This is a genomic window from Xanthomonas sp. LMG 12461 (genome assembly GCF_009192935.1).
In the GTDB taxonomy this organism is placed as follows: Bacteria; Pseudomonadota; Gammaproteobacteria; order Xanthomonadales; family Xanthomonadaceae; genus Xanthomonas_A; species Xanthomonas_A sontii.
The window spans coordinates 23,506-44,695 of sequence record NZ_NQYT01000062.1; the positions used below are offsets into that span (position 1 = coordinate 23,506).

A 21,190-nucleotide genomic window follows, 5' to 3' on the forward strand; every position below is an offset into this window, starting at 1 on the left:
CTTTTGCTGTTGCGATTCCCGATTCCCCACTCCCCATTCCCGGCTTCACCGCACCTCGATCTGCACATCCGCCGGCAACGCGTGGATGCGCAGTTCGCCGTGCTCCCACTGCGCCGCTTCGCCGTTGACCAGGGTGCGGCCCGGTTCGCCCGGGTACGGCCACGGCAGCACCAGGCCGCCGCTGGGCATGCGCAGGCCCTCGGGGATGTTCAGCAGCAGCCGGTTGTTCTGCCGGCGCAGCTGGTAGCTCAGCGGGCCCTGCGGGGTGCGCAACTGCTCGATCGCCACGCCCTTGCCGTCGAGCCAGTCGGCGGGGATGCCGGCGGCCAGCACCAGGCTGTCGTCGACGTCGCGGGCGTAGGCGAACATGTCCAGCACCGAGCGCACGAAGTCCGAGGCGACCCAGGCATGCGGCAGGTCGCCGAGGAAGAACGGCTTGCGCGGCGTGCGCGAGACCACTTCGGCCCACTGGTTCCATGGCTGCGGCGTGCGGTCCTTGAAGAAGAACTGCGTCGCCTCCCACGCGCGCTCGCGCCAGCCCAGGCGCACGAACGCCGACACGTTGCGCCACTCGTACGGCGTGTAGTCCTTCCACTCGCGGGTGCCGTCGCGGCGGCCGACGAACTCGCTCCAGTAGCGCTCGAAGGTATTGTCGAGCAGCGCCTGCGGCAGCCGGCCCTGCTCGCCGCCCGGCGCCAGCGCGATGGTGGTCGAGGTCGGATCGAAATCGCCCAGCTCCGCCGAGCCCGGCAGGAAATTGATGTGGTGCTGCTGGGTGGCCGCGTCCAGCGAGGCGTACAGGTCCTGGCGGAACTGGTCGCGCGAGGCGGCGAAACGCGCGGCATCGTCGATGCGGCCGAGTTCGGCGGCGATGCTCACCGCATCCTTGTAGCCGCGCAGCGCCCAGAAGTTGTCCCAGTACGAGTGCATCGGCTTGGCCGAATAGCCCTCGTGGCTGATCGACACCGGCATCATCCCGTAGAAGGCCGCGTTGCGCGCGCGGTTCTCGTCGGTGCGCTCGCTCAGCCGCAGCTGTTCCATGTAGGTGTACGCGCCGAGCACGTGCGGCCACATCTGTTCCAGGAAGGCGCGGTCGCCGCTGTAGCGGTAGTAGTCGGCGACGCTGTAGATCAGCTCGCCGTGGCTGTCGTTCTCCGGCACCGGGTCGCTGCCGCGATCGTCCACGCAGCACGGCACCATGCCGTTGGCGAACTGGTACGGCGCATACCACTCCACGTACTCGCGCACCACGTCGGCGCGGCCCAGGCGCAGCAGGCCTTCGGAGATCATCGCGCCGTCGCGGATCCAGCTGCGCGAGTACGAACGCGTGCCCGGCTGCAGGCGCGGCCCGATCCGAGAGATCAGCATGTGCGCCAGCGCGGTGCGCAGCGTGTCGGTGACCGCCTTGCCCTGCGCCGGCACGTGCAATTGCACGCGGTCCAGCTTCTCGTGCCACTGCGCGGCGACCTGCTGCTGCGCACGCGCTGCGTCGAAGCCTGCCGGCACGCCGGCGTTGCCGGTCTGCGGGATCACCAGCGCCACCTCGCGCACCTCGCCCGGGGCCAGCCGCCCGCGGTACAGCAAGGCGCCGGAGGCCAGGCCGTCCGGATCCTGTGCCTGCTGCGGCAGGCCGCTGGCGTCGGTACTCAGCCGTTCGACGTCCATACCGGCGTCGAACGCGCTGGCGTAGGCGGCATCGGGCTTCTGCACCGCGAACACCCGCGGCTGGCCGTTGACCTGCACCTGCGTGCCGGCGAAGGCCAGCGAGCGGATCGGGCTGACCCCGCCGACCGTGTTGAGGAACTGGCTGGGCGGATTGACCTGGAACGGACGCACCGCCAGCGCCAGGGTGTAATCGTGCGGCTGCTTGCCCGGGTTGCTGAGCCGGTAGCGCGCTACAAGTTGCGCCTGCTCCGGCTCGCCCTGCACGAACGCGGTCACGCGCAGCGCGGCATTGTCGTGGGTCCAGTCCACGCTGGGAATCGGCAGGTAGTCGTCCTGCAGGCTCTGCGCCGTCTTGACGTCGGCCCAACTCAGACGCTTGCCGTCCAGCAGCAGGAACGGCTCGATACTGAAGCCGCCCTTGCCCACCTCGATCGCGCCATCCTCGCCGACCAGGCCCTGCTCGCGGCCGCCATCCAGGCCGACGATGGTCCAGTACGGCTGCTCGCCGCTGAAGCCGCGCGGGAACCAGCCGCGGGTCGATTGCGCCGCCACCGACTTGATGAAGTCGTTCTGGGTGGCGGCGAAGGCCAGCGGCTGCAGCGTGATGTCGGCGATGCCGTAACGGAAGCTGGGGCCTTCCTGCAGGTCGAAGCGCACGTAGCGCGCCTCGGTTTCCGGCAGCGCCAGCCAGTCGGTGCCGCCGTTGCCGGCGGTCACGCTGCGCAACTCGCGCCAGCTGCGCCCGTCGGCCGAGCCTTGCACGGTGTAGCGCGAGGCATAGACGCCCGGCGCCCACTGCACCTTGGCGCCGCCGAACTCGCGCACTTTGCCCAGGTCCAGCATCACCGTCTGGGTCTTGGCGTTGCCGCTGTACCAGACGGTGTCGGGCTTGCCGTCGGCGATGCGCTGCTCCAGCGCCGGCGCGGTATCGGTGTTGACCTTGACCGTCAGCGGCGAGGTGTCCTGCGGCGGCAACGGGGTCAGGGTCAGCTGATCGAAGCACACCGTGCCGGCGCCACCGACCTGGTTGTAGATGGTGAACTCGATCTGCGCGCTGCGGGTCAGCTCCTTCTCCGGGCTCGGTCCCCAGGCCTTGTCGATCTGCCGCTTCTTGTAGGTGACCGTGCTCCACTGCGTGGGGAAGTCGTAGTGCGGCCGGTTGACCCACCACACGTTGTCGCCGCTGGCGTCGACCAGTTTGAACTGGAGGTCGTTGCTCGGCGACTCGCCGCGCAGCTGGAACGAAAACTGGTAGTTGTCCGGGTACTCGATCGGCACGCTGCGGCGGATCCCGGCATAGCCGGACACGCCGTTGAAGTCGTAGTCCAGGCACAGCGCCTTGGCGCGGCCGCCGCTGGGCGCCTGCACCAGCCGGGTCGAGGCAGTGACCTGGTTGGAGACGACGATCTGCCACTTGTCCAGATCGTTGAAGCTGTCCAGCGTCACCGTGGAGGTCGGCGGCGCGGCGACGGCATGGGCGGCCGCCAGTCCCAGCATCGCCAGCATCGCGCGTGCGCACGTCATCGCCATCCCGTCCCTCATCGCCTTCCCCGTCGCTGTCGTTTCGTTGCGTGTCTGCTTGTATGTATCTGTGCATCCCAGCGGGCATCGCACCCATCGGCGCGCCACGGCATCGCCTTGCATGTTGTCGCGGCTGAAGCCGCTCCTACACGTCAGACCTGGCACTCCATGGCCAGGCATTCGGCGCAACGCGCGCCAGTGGCGCTCGATGTTCCGCTTCACCGCTGCCATCCATGGCGTGACAATCCCACACCAGATCGTCCGGCCTGGCCATCCATGGCCAGGCGTTCACGAACGCGCGAGCCAATGGCTCGCAAGCGCGTTCGCTCACCCCTTCACGCTGCCGAGCAGCAGGCCCTGGATGTAGTAGCGCTGCAGCGCCAGGAACAGCGCCAGCACCGGGACCACCGTGACCACCGCGCCGGCCATCATCATCTCCACGTCCATGATGTGCTCGCGCGACAGCGCCGCCAGCGCCACCGGCAAGGTGTAGTGCTCCTGATCGGTCAGCACGATCAGCGGCCACATGAAGTCGTTCCACGCGGCCATGAAGGTGAAGATGGTCAGCGTCACCAGCACCGGCTTGAGCATCGGCAGCACGATCTGGAAGAAGATCCGCAGCTCGCCGGCACCGTCGATGCGCGCGGCCTCCAGCAGCTCGTCCGGGATCGAACGCGCGTACTGGCGCACCAGGAAGATGCCGAACACCGTCGCCAGCGCCGGCACGACCACGCCGCCGAAGTTGTTGACCAGGTGCAGCTGCTTCATAAGCAGGAACAGCGGCAGCATCGCCACCTGCGCCGGGATCACCAGCGCCGCCAGCAGGATCTGGAAGATCCGCTCCTTGCCGACGAAGCGCAGCTTGGCGAAGGCATAGCCGGCCATGGTGTTGATCAGCAGCGAGCCGAAGGTGATCGCGCACGACACCAGCAGGCTGTTGGCGAAGTTGCGGGCCATGCCGGTGCGCGAGAACAGCTCGCCGTAGTTGGCCAGGGTGGCGCCGGTGGGCAGCATCGGCGGCGGGAAACGACTCGCTTGCCCGGCCGGCATGAACGACACCGACACCATCCACAACAGCGGCGCCAGGCTGATCACGGCGAGCAGCAGCAGCCCGCCGTTGACCAGCAGCGTGTTCCAGCGCGAGGCGCCGATCTCCCGGCTCATACCAAGTCCCTCTTGCGGCCGAAGCGCAGCATCACCGTCGTCACTCCCAGGATGATCAGGAACAGCAGGAACGCCACTGCCGACGCGCGGCCGAGGTTCCACCACTTGAAGCCTTCCTCGAACATGTAATACAGCACGCTGACCGTGCTCTGCAGGGGATCGCCGCGGGTCATCACGTAGGGTTCGGCGAACAGCTGGAAGTAGCCGGACACGGTGATCACCCCGACCACCAGCAGCACCGGCCCCAGCATCGGCAGGGTGATGTGCAGGAATTGCCGCCACTTCGAGGCGCCGTCGATGCGCGCGGCCTCGTACAGGTCCTGCGGAATCGCCTGCAGGCCGGCGAGGAAGATCACCATGTTGTAGCCGAAGTTCTTCCACACCGCGAACAGCATGATGGTCGGCATCGCCCAGTGCGGGTCGCCGAGCCAGTCGATCGGGCCGATACCCAGGTGCGCCAGGCCGTAGTTGACCAGGCCGTAGCTGGTGTGGAACAGGTAGCGCCAGATCACCGCCACCGCCACCAGCGTGGTCACCACCGGCGCGAACAGCGCGGTGCGGAACAGCGCCTTGAAGCGCGCCACCGGCGCGTTCAGCAGCAGCGCCGCGCCCAGCGAAGCGCCGATGGACAGCGGCACGCCTACGATCACGAAGTACGTGGTGTTCCACAGCGACTTCCAGAACATCGGCGTCTGCAGCAACTCGATGTAGTTGCCGAAGCCGACGAAGCGCAGGTTGTGGCGGTCGGCCAGCGAATACAGGTCGAAGTCGGTGACGCTCAGCGCCAGCGCCGACAGCACCGGCAGGCCGAAGAACACGCCGATCACGATCAGCGCCGGGCCGGCGAACAGCCAGCCGATCAGGGAACCGCGCTTCATGGCGCCGCTCCCGCGGCCGGCGCCGCCGTGCCTTCGCGATGCTGCTGGTGGATCCAGCGGCGTTTCTCCAGGATCTCGTCGACCCGCTTGTCCAGTTCCCGCATCGCCTTCTCCTGCGGCTCACCGCCGCGCACCACGCGCTCGGTGGCCAGCCGCATCTCCTGCACGATGCGCTCCCACTCCAGCACCTTCGGTGCCGGCTTGACCCGCTCCAGCTGATCGCGGAAGGCGTGCGCCAGCGGATCGTCGGCCAGCGACGGATATGCCCAGGTGCTGCGCCGCGGCGGCATGTCGCCGATCAGCGCGTGGAAGCGCGCCTGGATCTGCGGCCGCGACAGGAACTCGATCAGCTTCCACGCCGCGTCCTTGTGCTCGGACTTGCGGAAGATCACCAGGCTGGTGCCGCCGGCGATGCCGGCGCCGGGGCCGTCCGGGCCCGGCAGCGGCATGGTGCCCCACTGGTCCTTGAGCGCGGCCGGCTGCACCTTGCGGAACTCGCGGATGTTCCACGGGCCGGAGATGTAGAACGCGTAGAAACCGTTGAAGAACTCGTCCCAGACGTTGGAGATCTGCGTCTCCGACATCTTCGGCGCCCAGCCCTGGTCGAACATGTTGGCGTAGAACGCCAGCGCCTTGCGGAAGCCGGGGCTTTCGAAGTTGCCGTAGTTGTTGTGGTCGCGCAGCAGCGGATCGGGCAGCTGCAGGCCCAGCGACAGTTGCTGCTCGAACTCGTTGAGCGGCATCAGGATGGCGTAGCGCTTCGGCCCGACATGCTTCTTCACCGCCGCCATCGCCTGCTCCCACTCGGCCCAGGTCTGCGGCAGCTTGGTCACCCCGGCGTCGCGCAGCATGTCCTTGCGATAGAACAGCAGGCGCGTGTCCACGTACCAGGGGATGCCGTAGAGCTGGCCATCGATGACGCTGGTGTCCCAGATGCCGGGGAAATAGTCCTTCGGGTCGACCACCTTGGAGCGCTCGACATAGGGCTGCAGCGGCTGCAGCGTGCCCAGCTCGGCGAATTCCGGGATCCAGGTGTTGCCCAGCTGGCACACGTCCGGCAGGCCGTCGGCGGCGAAGGCGGTCAGCAGCTTCTCGTGCGCGGCGGTCCACGGGATGTTCTGGATGTCCACGTGGATGCCGGGATTCTCCTTCTCGAACTCCGGGATCAGCTCAGCCACCACCTCGGCCTCGCGGCCCATCGCCCAGAACCGCACCACCTCGCCCTGCGGCGCGCGCGCGCACCCGCACACGGCCACCATCAGCAAGCCCAGCGACACCCAACGACCGATCATGCGTGCTGCGCTCATTCGGGCTTCTGCGGCTGGCGTTGGTCGGGGTTCTGTTGCGCCTGCGCGGCGGCGGCGCGCGACTCGGCGATGCCGATCGCCCGCGCCGCGGCGGCCTGCTCGTCCTTCTTCGGCACCGGCTGCGCCTCGCCCTCCGGAGTGAGCCAGCCGCCGCTGAAGCCGGCGCGCTCCAGTCCGGTGCGGATGTACTTGTTCTTCTTCATCACGTTCCAGACGAACTCGTTGCGGTAGTTGGCGATCATGGTCAGGATCGGGCCCTGGTCGATGCCGATGTAGTCGCTGGAGACCCAGCCGCGTCCGGGCACGACGCGCCCGGTCTTGAGCGGGATATCGTAGTTGAAGCTGGGGTTGAACGAATCCAGGAAGCCGTAGCTGGAGTAGATGAAGTCGCCGTAGCGCTTGTGCATCTCCTCGGTGGCCGGAATCACCACTTCCGGCGCGAACACCAGCGAGGCCACCGCCGCGGTCGGCGCGATGGTGCCGTCGTCGAAGTTCTCGCGCAGGCCGGCGCCGCGCGAGGAATAGTGGCGGAACTGGCGTTGTTCGCCGCGATACTCCTGCTCGGTGTTCTGCGGCCCGTCGCTGGCGGTCAGGCCCCACACGTTCTCGCCGTAGTCCTTCCACTTCATCGGATTGGCGATGGCGTACTCGCGCTGCGCGAGCACCGCGCGGCGGCTGTTGAGGAAGTAGTCGATGCCGCGCTCGCGCATGTACTGGTCCTGGATGTCGCGGAAGTCGATCCAGACATGGCTGTACTGGTGCGCGAACATCGGCCCGAACGACAGGTATTCCTGGCCGTAGTACACGCCCCAGTCGTTGTTGTAGGTGCGGGTCCACACCGTCCACGCATCCGGGCTCACCGCATGGGTGGGCGATCCCAAGGCCAGCACGTACAGCATCATCGCTTCGTTGTAGCCCATCCAGTCGTGGCTGATGAAGCCGCTTTCGGGGAACCAGCCCATCGAGATCAGCGGATCGCGCTGCTGCAGCCAGGTCCAGTCCACGCGCCGGTACAGCGTGTCGGCGATCTCGCGGATCTCCTTCTCGCGCGGGTCGTCGCCGTCGTAGTACGACTGCGCGAACAGCACGCCCATCATCAGCAGCGCGGTATCCACGCTCGACAGCTCCACCCAGCTGTCGTAACGGTGGCCGTTCTGCATGTCCAGGAAGTGGTAATAGAAGCCCTTGTAGCCGGCCTTGCCGGTGCGCTGCGGGCCGACCGGCGCATCGCGGAAGAACTTCAGCGTGGTCAGGGTGCGATCCACCGCCTGAGTCCGGCTGATCCAGCCGTTCTCGATGCCGATGGGATACGCCGTCAGCGAGAACCCCACCGACGCGATGCTGGCGAACGGACGCGACGGGAAGCGGTCGGGAGTCAGGCCATTGGTGTCGTTGGTGGTGTCCCAGAAGAACTGGAAAGTGCGCCGCTCGATGTCGCTGAACAGTTGCGGCAGCTCGGGCTTCAGCGGTTTGGGCGGCAGTTCCGCCTCGACCAGGATCACCTGCACCGGCTTCTTCTCCACCGCCTTCGGCTCCTCGACCTTCTTACACGCCGTCAGCAGCACCCCTGCTGCCATCACCATCAACGAAAACCTGATGAACCTGCGCTGCTTCTTCATCGTGCCCCCCGTGAAATCGTTTACATGCACGCAAAAAATACCCCACTTCCGCATCGCCGCGGCCCCCGGTGCACGGGAGCCGCGGCGACCTTGCTTACCAGTTCAAGCCGAACGACAGCTTGAACGTCCGCATCGGCGAGGCGAGCACGCCGTTCGGCGTACCGAACGCCGTATTCAGATCGGCGTACGTTCCGGTTGCGGTGTTGTAGTCCGCGTAGTTGGTCCAGTTGAACAGATTGATGACATCGGCGCGCACGTTGAATTTGATGCCCGACCCGGTATCCCATTCCTTGTTCGCCGCCAGGCTGAATTCCTTGTAGCCCAGCGTGGCGTCCGGCTTGTATTGAATGATATAGCACTGGTCGTTGCCCGCCAGGCAGTTGGTGCCGTAGCGCGGGGTCTGGCTGGCCAACGACAGCTTGGCCGACAGGGTGACGTCGTACGGCAGATCGTAGATGCCGGTCACCACCAGGCGGTTCTTCGGGATGCCGCCGGCCTCACGCCAGCCGTAGCCGGCCATCGACGGCTGGTCCAGCGCATAGTGCTCGCCGTACTGGCGGTTTTCCTTCGCGTCGGAGAAGGTGTAGGCCACGGTCAGGCCCCAGCCGGACTCCTTGTCGTAGGGCTTGTCCAGCTTCAGCGCCAGCTGGTTGTTGCGCGTCTTCAGGCCGTTGGTGCCGAGCACGATCGCGCTGTAGCCATTGGGCGAGTCGGTGGGCACGCCGGAGGTGGTGCCGGGCAGGAAGAACGAACCGTCGGCACGGCGGTTGCCGCGCAGGAACACGAAGCCGTCCTCGCTGACGATGTGGCTCAGGGTCACGTCCGTGTACCAGTCGTTGCCCCAGAAATGCAGCATGTTGCGCATGCCCAGGCTGAACTGGTCGGAGTACGGCACTTTGATGTTGTTGTCGATCAGGTACACCTCGCGGCCGCCGCCGGTGCCGGCGGTGGTGGAGGCGGCCAGCCCGTTCAGGCCGGCCTGGGTCGCATAGCTCGGGTCCCATGCCACGCACGGCTGGCCGAGGCACGGCGTGTTGGCGCTGCTGAAGTAGTAGCTGTAGGAGCGGAAGTTGTTGTTGAGCTGCTCCAGCGCCAGGTAGTCGAACAGGTTGCGGTCGTACGCACGGCCGGCACCGCCGTAGATCACGTGCGCCTGGTCGCCGAACAGGTCGTAGGAGAAGCCCAGGCGCGGCTGCCAGGCATCCTTGAACGCCTTGCGGTTGTTGCCGCTGCTGATGTAGTTGGCGATGTCGTAGTTGGCGTTGTCCAGATTGCGCCAGTTCAACAGCGCGCTGGCGACGTCGGCCGGGGTGACGAAGTCGAGGAACGACGGGGTCTTCTCGTAGTCGTAGCGCACGCCCAGGTTCAGGGTCAGGTGCTCGTTGACCTCCCAGTCGTCCTGCAGGTAGATGCCGTACTGCTTGTTCTGCGACTGCACCGAACCGCCGTCGCCGGTGTCGCCGAAGCGCACCCGGTACGGGGTGCCGACATCGCTGAGGATGTTGTAGTAGTACTGCGGATTGGCCGGATTGATCTGGGTCGAATCGAGCTGGATGTCCTTGTACTTCAGGCCCATCTTGATGGTGTGGCTGCCGTGCCAGTCGAGGCTGTTGAGGGTCAGGTCGTCCTGCAGGGTCCAGCCCTTCTGGCCCTTGTTCTGGAAGCTGCTGCCGGCGCCGGCGCTGAGGATGGTGGTCTCGTTGCCGGCCTGCGGCACATAGGACAGCACGTAGCCGCTGCCGTCGGTGAGCGGGGTCTGGGTCCAGAACGCGCTCTCGTAGCTCAGGTTCAGATCGTTGAGGAAGGCCTCGCCGCTGTACTGCCAGCGCAGGTTGGCGCGCTTTTCCTTCTGCCCGTTGCTGCTGCCGTGCTGGTAGGTGGTGGTGTTGCCGATGTCCGACAGCTCGTCTTCCTTGCGGTACTTGCCGGTCAGCTCGAACAGGTTGTTGTCGCCCAGGGTCCAGTCGATCTTGCCGAAGTACAGGTCTTCCTTGAACGGCGTGCTGTAGGTGGCGACCAGCGGCTGCAGCTGCGCCGGCAGCTGGTCGACGCGGTCGGCGTAGATGCCGCCCGGAATCACCGTGTTCGGCGTGGTGTATTCCTTGGCCTCGTAGGCCACGAAGAAGTGCGCGCGGTCCTTGAGGATCGGGCCGCTGAAGGTGGCGCCGTACTGGGTCTCGGAGAAGTCGTCGCGCTGGCCGGCCTTGCGCTCCAGCGGGCTTTCGGCACGCCAGTCGTCGTTGGTCGTATCCCAGAAGAAGCTGCCGTGGAAATCGTTGGTGCCGGACTTGGTCGAGGCGACGATCGCCGCACTGCTGACCTGGTCGAACTCGGCCTTGTAGTTGGAGGTGATGACCTTGTACTCGCCGATCGCCGACTGCGGGAACGGGTTGCCGCGGCTGGAATCCTGGCCGCTGACGCCGCCGGTCAGCACGTAGTTCTTCTGGCTGATGCCGTCGATGTAGACGTTGGTGCCGTTGGCCGAGGTCGCGCCGGAGCGCACCGTGGTGTTGCCCTTGGCATCGCGCTGGAACTGCACGCTCGGCACGCTGTCGGCGAGTTCAAGGAAGTTGCGCGTGGCCTGCGGCAGCTTCTCGATCTGCGCGTTGGAAATGTAGGTGGCGTTCTCCGAGGTACGGGTTTCCACCAGCACCGGCGGCGCCTGCACCTGCACCGCGTCGAGCGTGGTCGCGCCCTGCCCGTTGGCGGTGGCCGCTTCGCCGCCCACGCCCAGATCCAGGGTGGCGGTCTGGCCGACCTGCACGGTGACGTTCTGCGAGGTGGTCTTGCCGTCGGCGGTGACGTCGATGCGGTAGGAACCCGGCGGCAGACCGCCGACCGAATAGGTGCCGTTGCTGGTCTGCACGCTGCGGCTCAGACCGGTGGCCAGGTTGGTGGCAGTGACCTGCGCGGACGCGGCCGGCGCCGAATCGACCTTGACCTGGCCGCGGATGGTGGCACCGGTGCTTTGCGCAAATGCCGGCGCGGCGCCCAGCAGCAGACAACTGGCGAGGGCGCAGCTCAACAGCTTGCGCGTGGGCCGGGCGGAGTGCGGGGTGTGTTGCATGTGGGGTTTTCCCTCCAGGAAGACGTGATGCTCGTTATGGGTGGTGCGTGGTGCTTCGATGGAACGAAGTGGAACAAGCGATGCGGCGCAGAAGAGTGCGTCGCATCAGGAACGGGCCGTGCTGGAATCGCGCACGACCAACGTAGGAACCAGGGTCTGCCGCTGCCGGTCGTCCGCGTCGGGCCGATCGATCAATTGCAGGAGGCGGTGCATCGCCTGCTCACCAAGCCCGGCGATGCTGACGCGCATGGTGGTGAGGGATGGGTGAACGAAACGCGCCAGCGGAATGTCGTCGAAGCCGGCCAACGCGATGTCGTTGGGCACGCGCACGCCGCTCTGGGTGAAGGCGTAGAGGCAGCCGAGCGCGGTCATGTCGTTGGCGGCGAACACCGCATCGGGCAGCGTGCCGGCCTGCAGCATCGCCTGTCCGGCGCGATAGCCGGAGGCTTCGTCGAAATCGCCCGGGAACTCCTGGCCATGCGCTTCGCCGGAATGGCGTGCCACGGCGTCGCGGAAGCCGCGCAGGCGTTCGCGCGCGTCGAAGTTCAGTTCCGGACCGCCGATGAAGGCGATGCGGCGATGCCCCATCGCCAATAGGTGCTCCGTCATCGCCACCGCGCCGGCGTGGTCGTCGATGCTCAGCACGGGATATTCGGTGCCCGGCAGGTGGGTGTTGATCAACACCGTCGGCAACGCCTGCGGCAGGTTGTCGGTGAGAAAGCCCGGGCGCTCGGCATACGGCGACAGCACCAGCAGGCCGTCGACGCGGCCGCGCATCGCCCGCAGCGCCCGCCCCTGCTCTTCCGGGTCGCCGTGGTAGCTGGACACCAGCAGGTGCTGGCGGCGCGCGCGGGCGGCACCGTCGATGCCGCGGATCAGTTCGGAGAAGAATTCGCCGTACAGGTCGGGCAGCACCACGCCCAGGGTCTGGGTGCGGCGGCTGCTGAGGCTGCGCGCCGCCGCATGCGGGCTGTAGCGCAGGCGCTCGGCCACTTCCAGCACCAGGGTGCGCACCGGTGCGGCCACGTTTTCGTGGCCATTGAGCGCACGCGACACGGTGGCCACGGAAACCCGGGCCTCGCGTGCGACGTCTTTGATGGTAACCGCGCTCTTCGCCATCGTGCCGCCCTCCGCGGCAGAGACCTTGAGAAACTGGCGCGGACTGTAATCGTTTTCAGCGCGAGGCAGAAGCCCTTTGTTATTTTTACAATAAACGCCTTATTTTTCAGTCACTTGAATAATGAGAAACCGGTCGGAATCGTGCCGCAATGCAGCATAATCCAGGTGCAGATTCCGCTTTTTCCCGGGGTGCACACCCCTGTTTGGACCGGCGGCAGCCGTCGCCGGCAGGTGTCAGCCGCCCGTGCCCGGCACCTCGGCGCGGATCGACAGCGCGTGGATGTCGGTCTGCATCATCTCGCCCAGCGCCGCGTAGACGGCACGGTGGCGGGCCAGCGGCGCCATGCCGGCAAAGGCCGCACTGACCACGCGGACATTGAAATGTCCCCGGCCATCGCGCGCGCCGGCGTGGCCGGCATGGCGATGGCTGTCGTCCTCGACCTCCAGCGCCTGCGGCGCGAACGCCGCCTCCAGCGCGGCGCGGATCCGCGCCACCCGCTCGGCGCCGACCTGGCTCATGGCAGCACCTTGCGGAACGGCCGCACCTCGACCCGGGCGTAGACGCCGGCATCGACATACGGATCGGCCTCGGCCCAGGCCCGCGCCTCGGCCAGCGAGTCGAACGCGGCCACCACCAGGCTGCCGCTGAAGCCGGCCGGACCCGGATCCTCGGCGTCGATCGCCGGGCACGGCCCGGCCAACAACAGCCGCCCGGCTTCCTGCAATGCGGTCAGCCGCTGCAGATGCGCCGGCCGCGCCGCCGCCCGCCGCGGCAGCGCATCGGCCACGTCGTACCCCTCGATCACGTACCACATCGCGTCTCCGCCCTCGTTGCCTATCCAAAGACCTGTCATTGTAGAACCTGCCCCGGCACGGCGGCGCTGGACACCGACCCCGCCGGCGCATTACCCTTGGTCGTATTGCACGCGGCCGGATGCAGCGGCCCGTCGGTGATCGGCGACCCCAAGCCCCTTCCGACGACCGATTCGCTGCCTGACACCGCCCGCGCAGACGTCCTCCTCTGCAGTTCCCGCCGCCACGACACGCGTGGCGTGCGTCGTGTGTCTTGTTGAAGTACCGAGCGCGTTGCGGGGACGACGCGCCATTGAACCGCAGCACTGCCGGCAAGGAGCCGCGCCGGGTCGCGCCTGCCCGGCCCTTCGCTACCGCAACACCGATGTCCAACCGATGACTTCCGAACTCGCGCTCGACGCGAACCCGCCAACCCAGACGACCCCGCCACAGCAGCAGGAAATGCCGCTGGCGGTCGTGCATGGGCAGCCGGTCCTGCAGATCCCGCAGGATCTGTACATCCCGCCGGATGCGCTGGAAGTGATCCTGGATGCGTTCGAAGGCCCGCTGGACCTGCTGCTGTACCTGATCCGCCGGCAGAACCTGGACATCCTGGACATCCCCGTCGCCGAGATCACCCGGCAGTACGTGGACTACATCAACGTGATGCAGGAGCTGCGCTTCGAACTGGCGGCCGAATACCTGGTGATGGCCGCGATCCTGGCCGAGATCAAGTCGCGGATGCTGCTGCCGCGGCCGCCGGCCGAGGACGGCGAGGAAACGGACCCGCGCGCCGAACTGGTCCGCCGCTTGCAGGAGTACGAACGCTTCAAGCAGGCGGCCGAGGACATCGACGCGCTGCCGCGGCAGGACCGCGACACCACCCCGGTGCACGCCCATGTGCCGGACCGTGCCGCGGTCAAGCTGCCGCCGCCGGTGGAGTTGAAGGAAATGCTGCTGGCGCTGTACGACGTGCTCAAGCGCGCCGAACTGTTCAGCGGCCACGCCATCAAGCGCGAGGCGCTGAGCGTGCGCCAGCGCATGGGCGATGTGCTGGGCCGTCTGGACGACGGCAAGTTCCACCGTTTCGAATCGCTGTTCAGTGCCGAGGAAGGCAAGCTGGGCGTGCTGGTCACCTTCCTGGCGCTGCTGGAACTGGCCAAGGAGCAGTTGCTGGACATCGTCCAGGAACCGCTGGCGCACGTCCCCGCCGAGGCCGCCGAGCGGCCGCCGATGCCGCCGATCTACGTCAAGTCGCTGGCACTGGGCAACACCAACGCGCCGCTGCAGTTCAACAGCGAGTTCGACGACAGCGACGCCGCCGACGCCACCACCTGAGCCACCGAGAACCCGCCCCCGCATGGATCAAGCGCTGATCAACCGCATCGTCGAGGCCGCCCTGCTCGCCGCCAACCAGCCGTTGCCGCTGGCGCAGTTGCACGGCCTGTTCCCGGAGGAGGAACCCGCGCCGCCAGGCAGCATCGAGCGCGCGCTGGAACTGCTGCGCGAGGCATGCGAGGGCCGCGGTGTGGAACTGGTCGAAGTCGCCTCCGGGTTCCGCTACCAGGTGCGCAGCGACGTGCACGCCTGGGTGGCGCGGCTGTGGACCGAGCGCAAGACCCGCTACACCCGCGCCACGCTGGAGACCCTGGCGCTGATCGCCTACCGGCAGCCGATCACCCGCGGCGAGATCGAGCAGGTGCGTGGCGTGGCGGTCAGCAGCAACATCATCCAGGCGCTGGAAGAGCGCGAGTGGATCCGCGTGGTCGGGCACCGCGACGTGCCGGGCAAGCCGGCGCTGTTCGGCACCACCAAGACCTTCCTGGATTATTTCGGGCTCAAGCGCCTGGACGAACTGCCGCCGCTGTCCGAACTCAAGGACATCGGCGAACTGGAGCCGCAGTTGCCGCTGGACCGCGACGCGCTGCCGGTCGGCGACATGGCCCAGGCCGACGCCGCGCCGGGCGACGCGGCCGATCAGGGCAACCAGGGCGACACCACGGCGCAGGCCGCAGCCGCCGGCGAACCCGCCGAGCCTGCCGCGACGGCGCAGGCAGACGCGGCCGATGCCGACGCTGCCGCCGACGCAGAAGCACGCGACACCGCAGCACCGCACACCCCCGTGACCGACGACGCCCACGCGCCGGCGGCCACGGATTCCACGACCGCCCCGACGGGCGAACCCGAAGCCGCGCCGGGAGAGCGCGCGGCGGATGCGAACGAAGCCGAAGACAACGCCGTCGCGACGACGACCGTGGCTGTTGACGATGCCGATTCCGAACCACAGGCCGACGCGCAACGCGCCGGCCGGAGCCAAGTAAATGAGTGACACCTCCCGCAAGCTGTCGTTGAACAAGCTCTCGCTCAAGCGCGACGCCGCTGCCGCCGAGCAGCCGAAACTGGAAGAACGCCTGCACAAGGTCCTGGCCCAGGCCGGACTGGGCTCGCGCCGGGCGCTGGAACAGCGCATCGCCGACGGCCTGGTCAAGGTCAACGGCGAGGTCGCGCAGACCGGCATGTCGATCCGCAGCGGCGACAAGATCGAGCTGGACGGCCGCAGCTTCGTCGCCAGCGCGCTGACCGAGCCCTCGCGCGTGCTGATCTACAACAAGCCCGAAGGCGAAGTGACCACGCGCGAAGATCCCGAAGGCCGCCCGACCATCTTCGAGGCGCTGCCGGCGCTGAAGGGCGCGCGCTGGATCGCGATCGGCCGCCTGGACATCAACACCACCGGCCTGCTGCTGCTCACCACCGACGGCGAGCTGGCCAACGCGATGATGCACCCCTCCTACGAGATCGAGCGCGAGTACGTGGTGCGCGTGCGCGCCCCGGAAGGCGAAGAGACCGTGCCCGACAGCATGATCGAGCGGCTCTCGCGCGGCGTGCTGCTGGAGGACGGCGGCGCCAAGTTCGACGAGATCGAACGCATCGGCGGCACCGACTCGCACGACTGGTTCCGGGTGGTGGTCAAGGAAGGCCGCAACCGCGAAGTACGGCGCCTGTGGGAATCGCAGGGCTGCCAGGTCAGCCGGCTCAAGCGCACCCGCTACGGCAAGATCGCGCTGCCGCGCGAACTGCTGCGCGGGCATTCGATGGAACTGGCGCAGGACAAGGTCGAGGCGCTGCGCGCCGAGCTGAAGCTGGAGGAAGGCACCCCGTCGGCGCTGACCCTGCAGCCGGTGATCGGCCAGCGCAAGGCGGCCAAGGCCACCGTGCAGGTCGGCCGCGGCGGCAATGCCTACGTCAACGGCCACAACACCGCCGACGAAGGCCGCGAGCTGCGCCGCTTCGACACGTTCCGCGAGGACCGCGGCCGCGGCCGCGGCGGCAAGAAGCCGCACGGCGGCCTGACCGTGAGCGGCGAAATGGCCGCCAAGCAGGCGCAGAAGCCGTTCAAGCAGCGCGCCCCGAAGGGCCCCAAGCCGCTGCCGGACGGCAACCCCGCCGCGTTCCGCACCTGGTACGTGCCCGATGGCGTCAGCACCGGCCCGACCGGCCACCGCAACGCCGGTCCCGGCGGTCGTGGCCAGGGTCAGGGCCAGGGGCGTCCCTACGCCAAGCCGCGTCCGGCCGGTGCCGGCGCTGGTGCGGGCGCCGGCCAGGGCCGCGGTCAGGGCCAGGGCCAGCAGCGCAAGGCGCACCCCTACGGGCATCCGGGCAACGCGCCGAGCTTCCCATCCGACCACGCCACCCCCGGCTTCAACCCCTACGGCGCCGCGCCGCGCGCCGCGCGCCCGGCCGGCGGCCAGAAGCGCGGCCCGGGTCCAGGCGGACGCCCCGGCGGCGGCAACCGCCCGGCCGGCGGGCGTCCTCCGGGTGGCGGCGGCCGTCCCGGCGGCGGCGGCAACCGCGGTCCGCGCGGCGGCTGAGGACCACGCCGGCGCCGTGCGCGCCGGCCCGCTCCGCACCCGACAGGGCGCCTGCGCAAGCGGCGCCCTGTTTTTTTTGGGGACGCTATCGACCACGGGGACGGCGCGCGCCATCAGGCCGCGGCAGCCCCTCACCCAGGTGGTGCGACGGCCCGCATCGCGGCCGCCCCACGTGCACTCACGCGCCGGCAGGCGCGTTCTTGCAGCCCGCAAACCCCGCCGGGATCTGCTTGGCGGTCCACTTGCCCTGAGACGCTGTGGAGACGAGCAGCGCGGAGGTTGCATCGTAGCTGGGGGCCTGTGTCGCGCCGGGCCTGGCCAATCCCGTGTCATGGAAGCACAGACGTACGGACGTGGCATCGGCCGACAGCACCTCGAAGCGCATCATCCAGCCCTTGTCGGCCTCGAGCAGGCGCGCGCCATGGGCGGTTTTGGTGACATCCACGAAACCATAGTCCGCGAACGTCGTCTTCCCCGGCAGACGGCGGGGGCCGACCGAGTTGGGGAACGAGGTCAGATCAAGCTGCTGGATGACCGCGTCGACGACGCCTGCCTGCTGCGATACAACCGGAGACGACGCGCCGACGCCCAGCGCGAGAAGGCCAACAAGCATTCCGGAGGTCATGCGGACGATCTCGCGTGCGGAGGCAGGATCGGATGATAAGCGCCGGGAACGCCGGCGCCCGATGGAGATTGCCGTGCGCGGTGGCCGCCGACCAGGCGGCGCCCGACAGCGTCTCGCAGGCTCGAACGACAGGGACGTGGCGACATCAGCCCACCCGCTGTCGCGCCGTTCGCCCTGCACGGGCGAAGCCGATATCCTGGCGCATCTGGCGGCCGCCGCGGGTGGCCGCCCTCACCGACCAGGAATTCCCGATGACACGGAAGATGAAGATCGCCCTGCCGCTGCTGATCGCCGGCGTGCTGAGCCTCGGCGCCTGCCAGAAGGCGCAGCAGAAGGCCCAGGAAGAGATCGCCGCGGCGCAGAACCCCTACCCGGCCAGTTCGCCGCTGCACGCGCCGTTCGATCGCATGCTGCGCAAGCTGGCCAACGACCCGCGCTACGTGGCGCTGCTCAAGCAGAGCGGCCCGCAGGCGCAGCAGGCCGGCTTCCAACTGGCGCAGAACGGCATCGCGCGACTGGACCACGCCACGCTGGAACAGCGCCTGCAGATCCTGTCGCAGGTCAGCGACAAGGTCGACGTACCGCAGTGCGCCGTGCTGGCGCGCGGCGGCAACCCCAACGATGCGCAGGCGCTGAGCGCGGCGATGCTGTCGGGCCTGGAAAAGCTGCCGCAGGCGCAGATCGACCGCTGGTTCGAGGTCTCGCTGAAGGCCACCGACGCGGAGTTGAACAAGACCCCGGCGCAGCCGGTGAGCCAGGAGCAGATCCAGGCGGCGATGGGCACCCTGGTCAAGTCGCTGCCCGCCGACCAGCAGCAGCGCCTGATGCGGGTGCTGCCGGAGATCGCCAAGGCCAGCGACGAGGACGCCTGCTGGACGGCGCGGACCCTGTACCGCCAGGCCCTGGCGACGCCCGAGCCGGTACGCGGCCAGTTGGCCTGGGTGTTCGCGCAGCAGTGATGGGCTTGCTGCACGGCGCAGCGGCCGCGCTGGCCGCTGCCTGTGCGGCAACACGTACATGCCGCGCAACCGAACGGCGACCGCGCCGCTATCTCTCGCCTGCCAGCTCCACACGAGCATGACCGCCTGGCCGCATCACGTTCGAGTACCAGGATGCGGGAAAACTGCGCGTACCTGCGGTCGCGCAATTGTCGTCCTGCAGCACGCGCGCCGCTCCCAGGTTCGCGCCCCGGCCCAGCAAGGTGCGCGGCAGCGCCAGCAACACGAACCGGCCGTCCTGCAGCACGGTCAGGGCCAGCCCGTAGCGTTCCAGGTTGCCGCTGGCACCGGGCAACTCCTCGGCCACGCGCAGGAACGGGCTGCGCATTGCCAGTTCCGCCTCGCTCAGCGTCCGCAGGTAGTAGCGACGGCCCTTTAGCCAATATCCGTTCCAGTGTGCATCCCAATACGGGCCTGCCACCGCCAACTGCTCACGGATGTCCGCGCGCAGACAGGCGATGTGCAGGTGCAACTGGTTCTGCGAAGGCAGCGTCTGCGCATCCACCACGACGGCCACCGCAGTATCCGGAACCGGCGCACCCAGCAAATCCGACAGCACGCCACGGGCCCGCCATGCCAGCCAGAAGTAGTTCGGCGTGTCCTGGCGCTGCAACGCGAGATTGGCGGCTCCGATGATGCGGCGGGTCGGCACCAGCCAGGCATGCGCTCGGCCGCGCTCGTCCTGCAGGAGAGCATAGCCCTGCGCAGGGTCCAGGGTCCGGCACGGCGCCGGCACCCCGGAGCCCCGCGCACTGACCTCGCAGCGCCGGTGGACGAGATGCCACAAGGCATTGGCATGATGGCGATATATCGCCAGTGCGGTCCCTAGCCACATCAAAGCGAGCGCCACGATGCCGAAGGCGCGATATCCGGATCTGCTCATCTACGACTTCTCTTCCACAGCCGCGTACGCAGCCGACAAAAAGAAACGCGTCCTCGGACGCGCTTGTGACCAGGAAAATGAAAGGAAGCGCCGGCCGACACAGAGGCGTCCGGCCGGCGCCAGCGGTGCTTGTTACCAGACCACACCCGCGCCGACGGCCACGCCGGCATCGCCGCGCGTGGTGGCGCTGGCGTTGACCTTGAACAGGTAGCGGCCGCTTCCGCTGATCGTGGAAACGCCGAACGCGATCGCCTGTTCGCCACGGAACGAGCTCAACGAGACGCCCGCCGCGCTCTGGTCCGGTTGATACGCCTGGGGCAGGCTGGCCATCGCCATCGCCGCGGCCACGCCGGCGCTGGCGCGCCGATCCACCTGATCCACGCGGGAGTCGGTGTAGGCGCGCGACCAGTCCTCTACGCTGTCCAAGCCATCCTGCAACTGTCCCAGGTTGACCGCATCGGTGCGTTCGGTGCCGGCGGCGACGTTGGTGATCTGGCGCTGGTTGCTCGCCGAACCGACCGAGACGGTGTCGGCACGGTCGGCGACCGAGCCCTGCCCCATGGCAACACTGTTGGACTCCGTGGCAGTGGCGCCTTTGCCTACGGCAACGCTACCCGCACCTGATGCGACCGCATCCGCCCCCACCGCCGTCGCGTTCGTGCCACTGGCCGTGGTGTTGCTGCCCATCGCCGTGGTGCTGGCGCTCTTGGCCGACGCAGTAGGCCCAACCGCGACCGAGGTGCCGTCATTGCCCACGACGACCAACCCATCGTTCGTCGCCGATGAGGCGCTCGAACCGTTGCTGCCATTGCTGCCATCGCTGGCGGGGCTGACGCTGCCGCTGCCGCTTTTGCTGGGATTTCCGGAGATGCCGCCAATGGACTGCTCGAGCGTGGTCAGCGAACTCTGTAGCGTGGAGAGCGAATTGGAGTTGTCCTGCACCTTCTGATTCGTGGCATACAGCTGCGAACCGTTCACCGCATCGGTGCTGCTGGCGCTCAGACGGCCTGCGGCCACATTCTGAATCTGCCGCTCCGCCCCCACCGCGCCGACACTGAACGCACCGACCGGCGCGCTGCCGGCGAAGTTGTAGCTGGAGCCACCGAGCGTTGTGGAACTCACCGCCGTGGTCTCCACGGTACGAGTACCCGAGCCGATCGCCACGTCCTTCGCATTGCTGGCGACCGCATCGGGGCCGATCGCGACGCTGTCGGTGCCGGTCGCGACGCTATCGCTGCCCGTCGAATTGACCCGCAGGTACTTCACACCGTCGCCGCCCTGGATACCCTTGACTGCATCGTCGAGCTTGCTTAGCTCGGTGTTGGTGGCATACAGCTGCGAGCCGTTGACCGCATCGGTGCTGGTCTCGGACACGCGGCCGGCGGCCACGTTGGTCACCGTCCGCTCGTGGCCGGCGCTGCCCACGCTCACCGTGCTGCCCGGCGCGGCGCCGGCGTAGGTGTAGGCGGTGCCGTTGAGGGTCCCGCCGGTGGTCGCCACCGCCGCGTCCGTGGTGCTGCCGCTGCCCAGCGCCACGGCGCCGGCCTGCGCCGCCGCCGCGCCTGCGCCCAGCGCCACCGCGCTGTCGCCGTACGCGTTCGCCGCCGCTCCCACCGCGGTGCTGTCGGCACCAGTGGCGGTGGGGGTGTATCCTCTTACATCCTCTGACTTCTTCCATGAGTT

At 68.1% G+C, this 21,190-nt stretch carries 16 protein-coding genes; 4 read left to right on the top strand and 12 right to left on the bottom strand.

What is annotated here, in order from left to right; translation table 11 throughout:
- Positions 1-45: 45 nt before the first annotated feature.
- From CEK68_RS16440 to CEK68_RS16480, 9 genes are all read right to left on the bottom strand, one after another.
- Positions 46-3,162 (bottom strand): discoidin domain-containing protein, encoded by a 3,117-nt coding sequence (locus tag CEK68_RS16440; protein ID WP_193314230.1) that lies wholly within the window; start codon positions 3,160-3,162, stop codon positions 46-48.
- Positions 3,163-3,513: 351 nt separating this feature from the next.
- The gene (locus tag CEK68_RS16445; RefSeq protein WP_017909683.1) at positions 3,514-4,350 is read right to left on the bottom strand and encodes a carbohydrate ABC transporter permease; all 837 of its coding nucleotides are present in this window, start codon (positions 4,348-4,350) and stop codon (positions 3,514-3,516) included.
- Complete coding sequence (locus CEK68_RS16450) at positions 4,347-5,228, bottom strand: sugar ABC transporter permease (protein ID WP_010342668.1); 882 nt, start codon at positions 5,226-5,228, stop codon at positions 4,347-4,349. Before CEK68_RS16450 ends, CEK68_RS16445 begins: the two co-directional genes overlap by 4 nt.
- A complete protein-coding gene (locus tag CEK68_RS16455) occupies positions 5,225-6,487 on the bottom strand; it encodes a sugar ABC transporter substrate-binding protein (RefSeq protein WP_223875798.1) in 1,263 nt (420 codons plus the stop codon). The genes CEK68_RS16450 and CEK68_RS16455 overlap by 4 nt, the downstream gene beginning before the upstream one ends.
- Before the next feature lie 44 nt (positions 6,488-6,531).
- Positions 6,532-8,112 carry a glucoamylase family protein gene (locus tag CEK68_RS16460; RefSeq protein WP_173003417.1) on the bottom strand — a complete coding sequence of 527 codons (1,581 nt, stop codon included), beginning with the start codon at positions 8,110-8,112 and terminating at the stop codon, positions 6,532-6,534.
- Positions 8,113-8,248: 136 nt separating this feature from the next.
- Positions 8,249-11,221 (bottom strand): TonB-dependent receptor, encoded by a 2,973-nt coding sequence (locus CEK68_RS16465; RefSeq protein WP_152240021.1) that lies wholly within the window; start codon positions 11,219-11,221, stop codon positions 8,249-8,251.
- Positions 11,222-11,326: 105 nt separating this feature from the next.
- Positions 11,327-12,340, bottom strand: coding sequence for a LacI family DNA-binding transcriptional regulator (locus tag CEK68_RS16470; RefSeq protein ID WP_152182033.1), 1,014 nt, complete (start codon positions 12,338-12,340; stop codon positions 11,327-11,329).
- 234 nt (positions 12,341-12,574) lie between these two features.
- On the bottom strand, positions 12,575-12,859 hold the full coding sequence (locus CEK68_RS16475; protein WP_152182034.1) for a BolA family protein: 285 nt from the start codon (positions 12,857-12,859) through the stop codon (positions 12,575-12,577).
- Complete coding sequence (locus CEK68_RS16480) at positions 12,856-13,155, bottom strand: YciI family protein (RefSeq protein ID WP_017909689.1); 300 nt, start codon at positions 13,153-13,155, stop codon at positions 12,856-12,858. The genes CEK68_RS16475 and CEK68_RS16480 overlap by 4 nt, the downstream gene beginning before the upstream one ends.
- A 373-nt stretch (positions 13,156-13,528) precedes the next feature.
- On the opposite strand from CEK68_RS16480, the gene CEK68_RS16485 reads away from it, so the two are divergent.
- Genes CEK68_RS16485 through CEK68_RS16495 form a run of 3 tightly spaced genes read left to right on the top strand, consistent with a single transcriptional unit; the run spans position 13,529 to position 17,001 of the window.
- The gene (locus CEK68_RS16485; RefSeq protein ID WP_017909690.1) at positions 13,529-14,470 is read left to right on the top strand and encodes a ScpA family protein; all 942 of its coding nucleotides are present in this window, start codon (positions 13,529-13,531) and stop codon (positions 14,468-14,470) included.
- A 22-nt stretch (positions 14,471-14,492) separates the two neighbouring features.
- Complete coding sequence (gene scpB, locus CEK68_RS16490) at positions 14,493-15,461, top strand: SMC-Scp complex subunit ScpB (RefSeq protein ID WP_152237425.1); 969 nt, start codon at positions 14,493-14,495, stop codon at positions 15,459-15,461.
- Positions 15,454-17,001, top strand: a complete 1,548-nt coding sequence (locus CEK68_RS16495; protein ID WP_152182037.1) for a pseudouridine synthase — start codon at positions 15,454-15,456, stop codon at positions 16,999-17,001. Before scpB ends, CEK68_RS16495 begins: the two co-directional genes overlap by 8 nt.
- Before the next feature lie 178 nt (positions 17,002-17,179).
- On the opposite strand, the gene CEK68_RS16500 is transcribed toward CEK68_RS16495, so the two are convergent.
- The gene (locus tag CEK68_RS16500; protein ID WP_152240022.1) at positions 17,180-17,626 is read right to left on the bottom strand and encodes a pesticin immunity protein; all 447 of its coding nucleotides are present in this window, start codon (positions 17,624-17,626) and stop codon (positions 17,180-17,182) included.
- Between the two features lie 263 nt (positions 17,627-17,889).
- Between CEK68_RS16500 and CEK68_RS16505 the strand changes: the two genes are divergently transcribed.
- Positions 17,890-18,585, top strand: coding sequence for a hypothetical protein (locus CEK68_RS16505; RefSeq protein WP_152182043.1), 696 nt, complete (start codon positions 17,890-17,892; stop codon positions 18,583-18,585).
- 88 nt (positions 18,586-18,673) lie between these two features.
- On the opposite strand, the gene CEK68_RS16510 is transcribed toward CEK68_RS16505, so the two are convergent.
- Entirely contained in the window at positions 18,674-19,507 is an 834-nt protein-coding gene (locus CEK68_RS16510) for a CDP-diacylglycerol diphosphatase (protein WP_226977922.1), read from the bottom strand.
- 132 nt (positions 19,508-19,639) lie between these two features.
- Positions 19,640-21,190: YadA-like family protein (locus CEK68_RS16515; RefSeq protein WP_193314229.1), on the bottom strand; the 1,551-nt coding region annotated here is incomplete at its 5' end.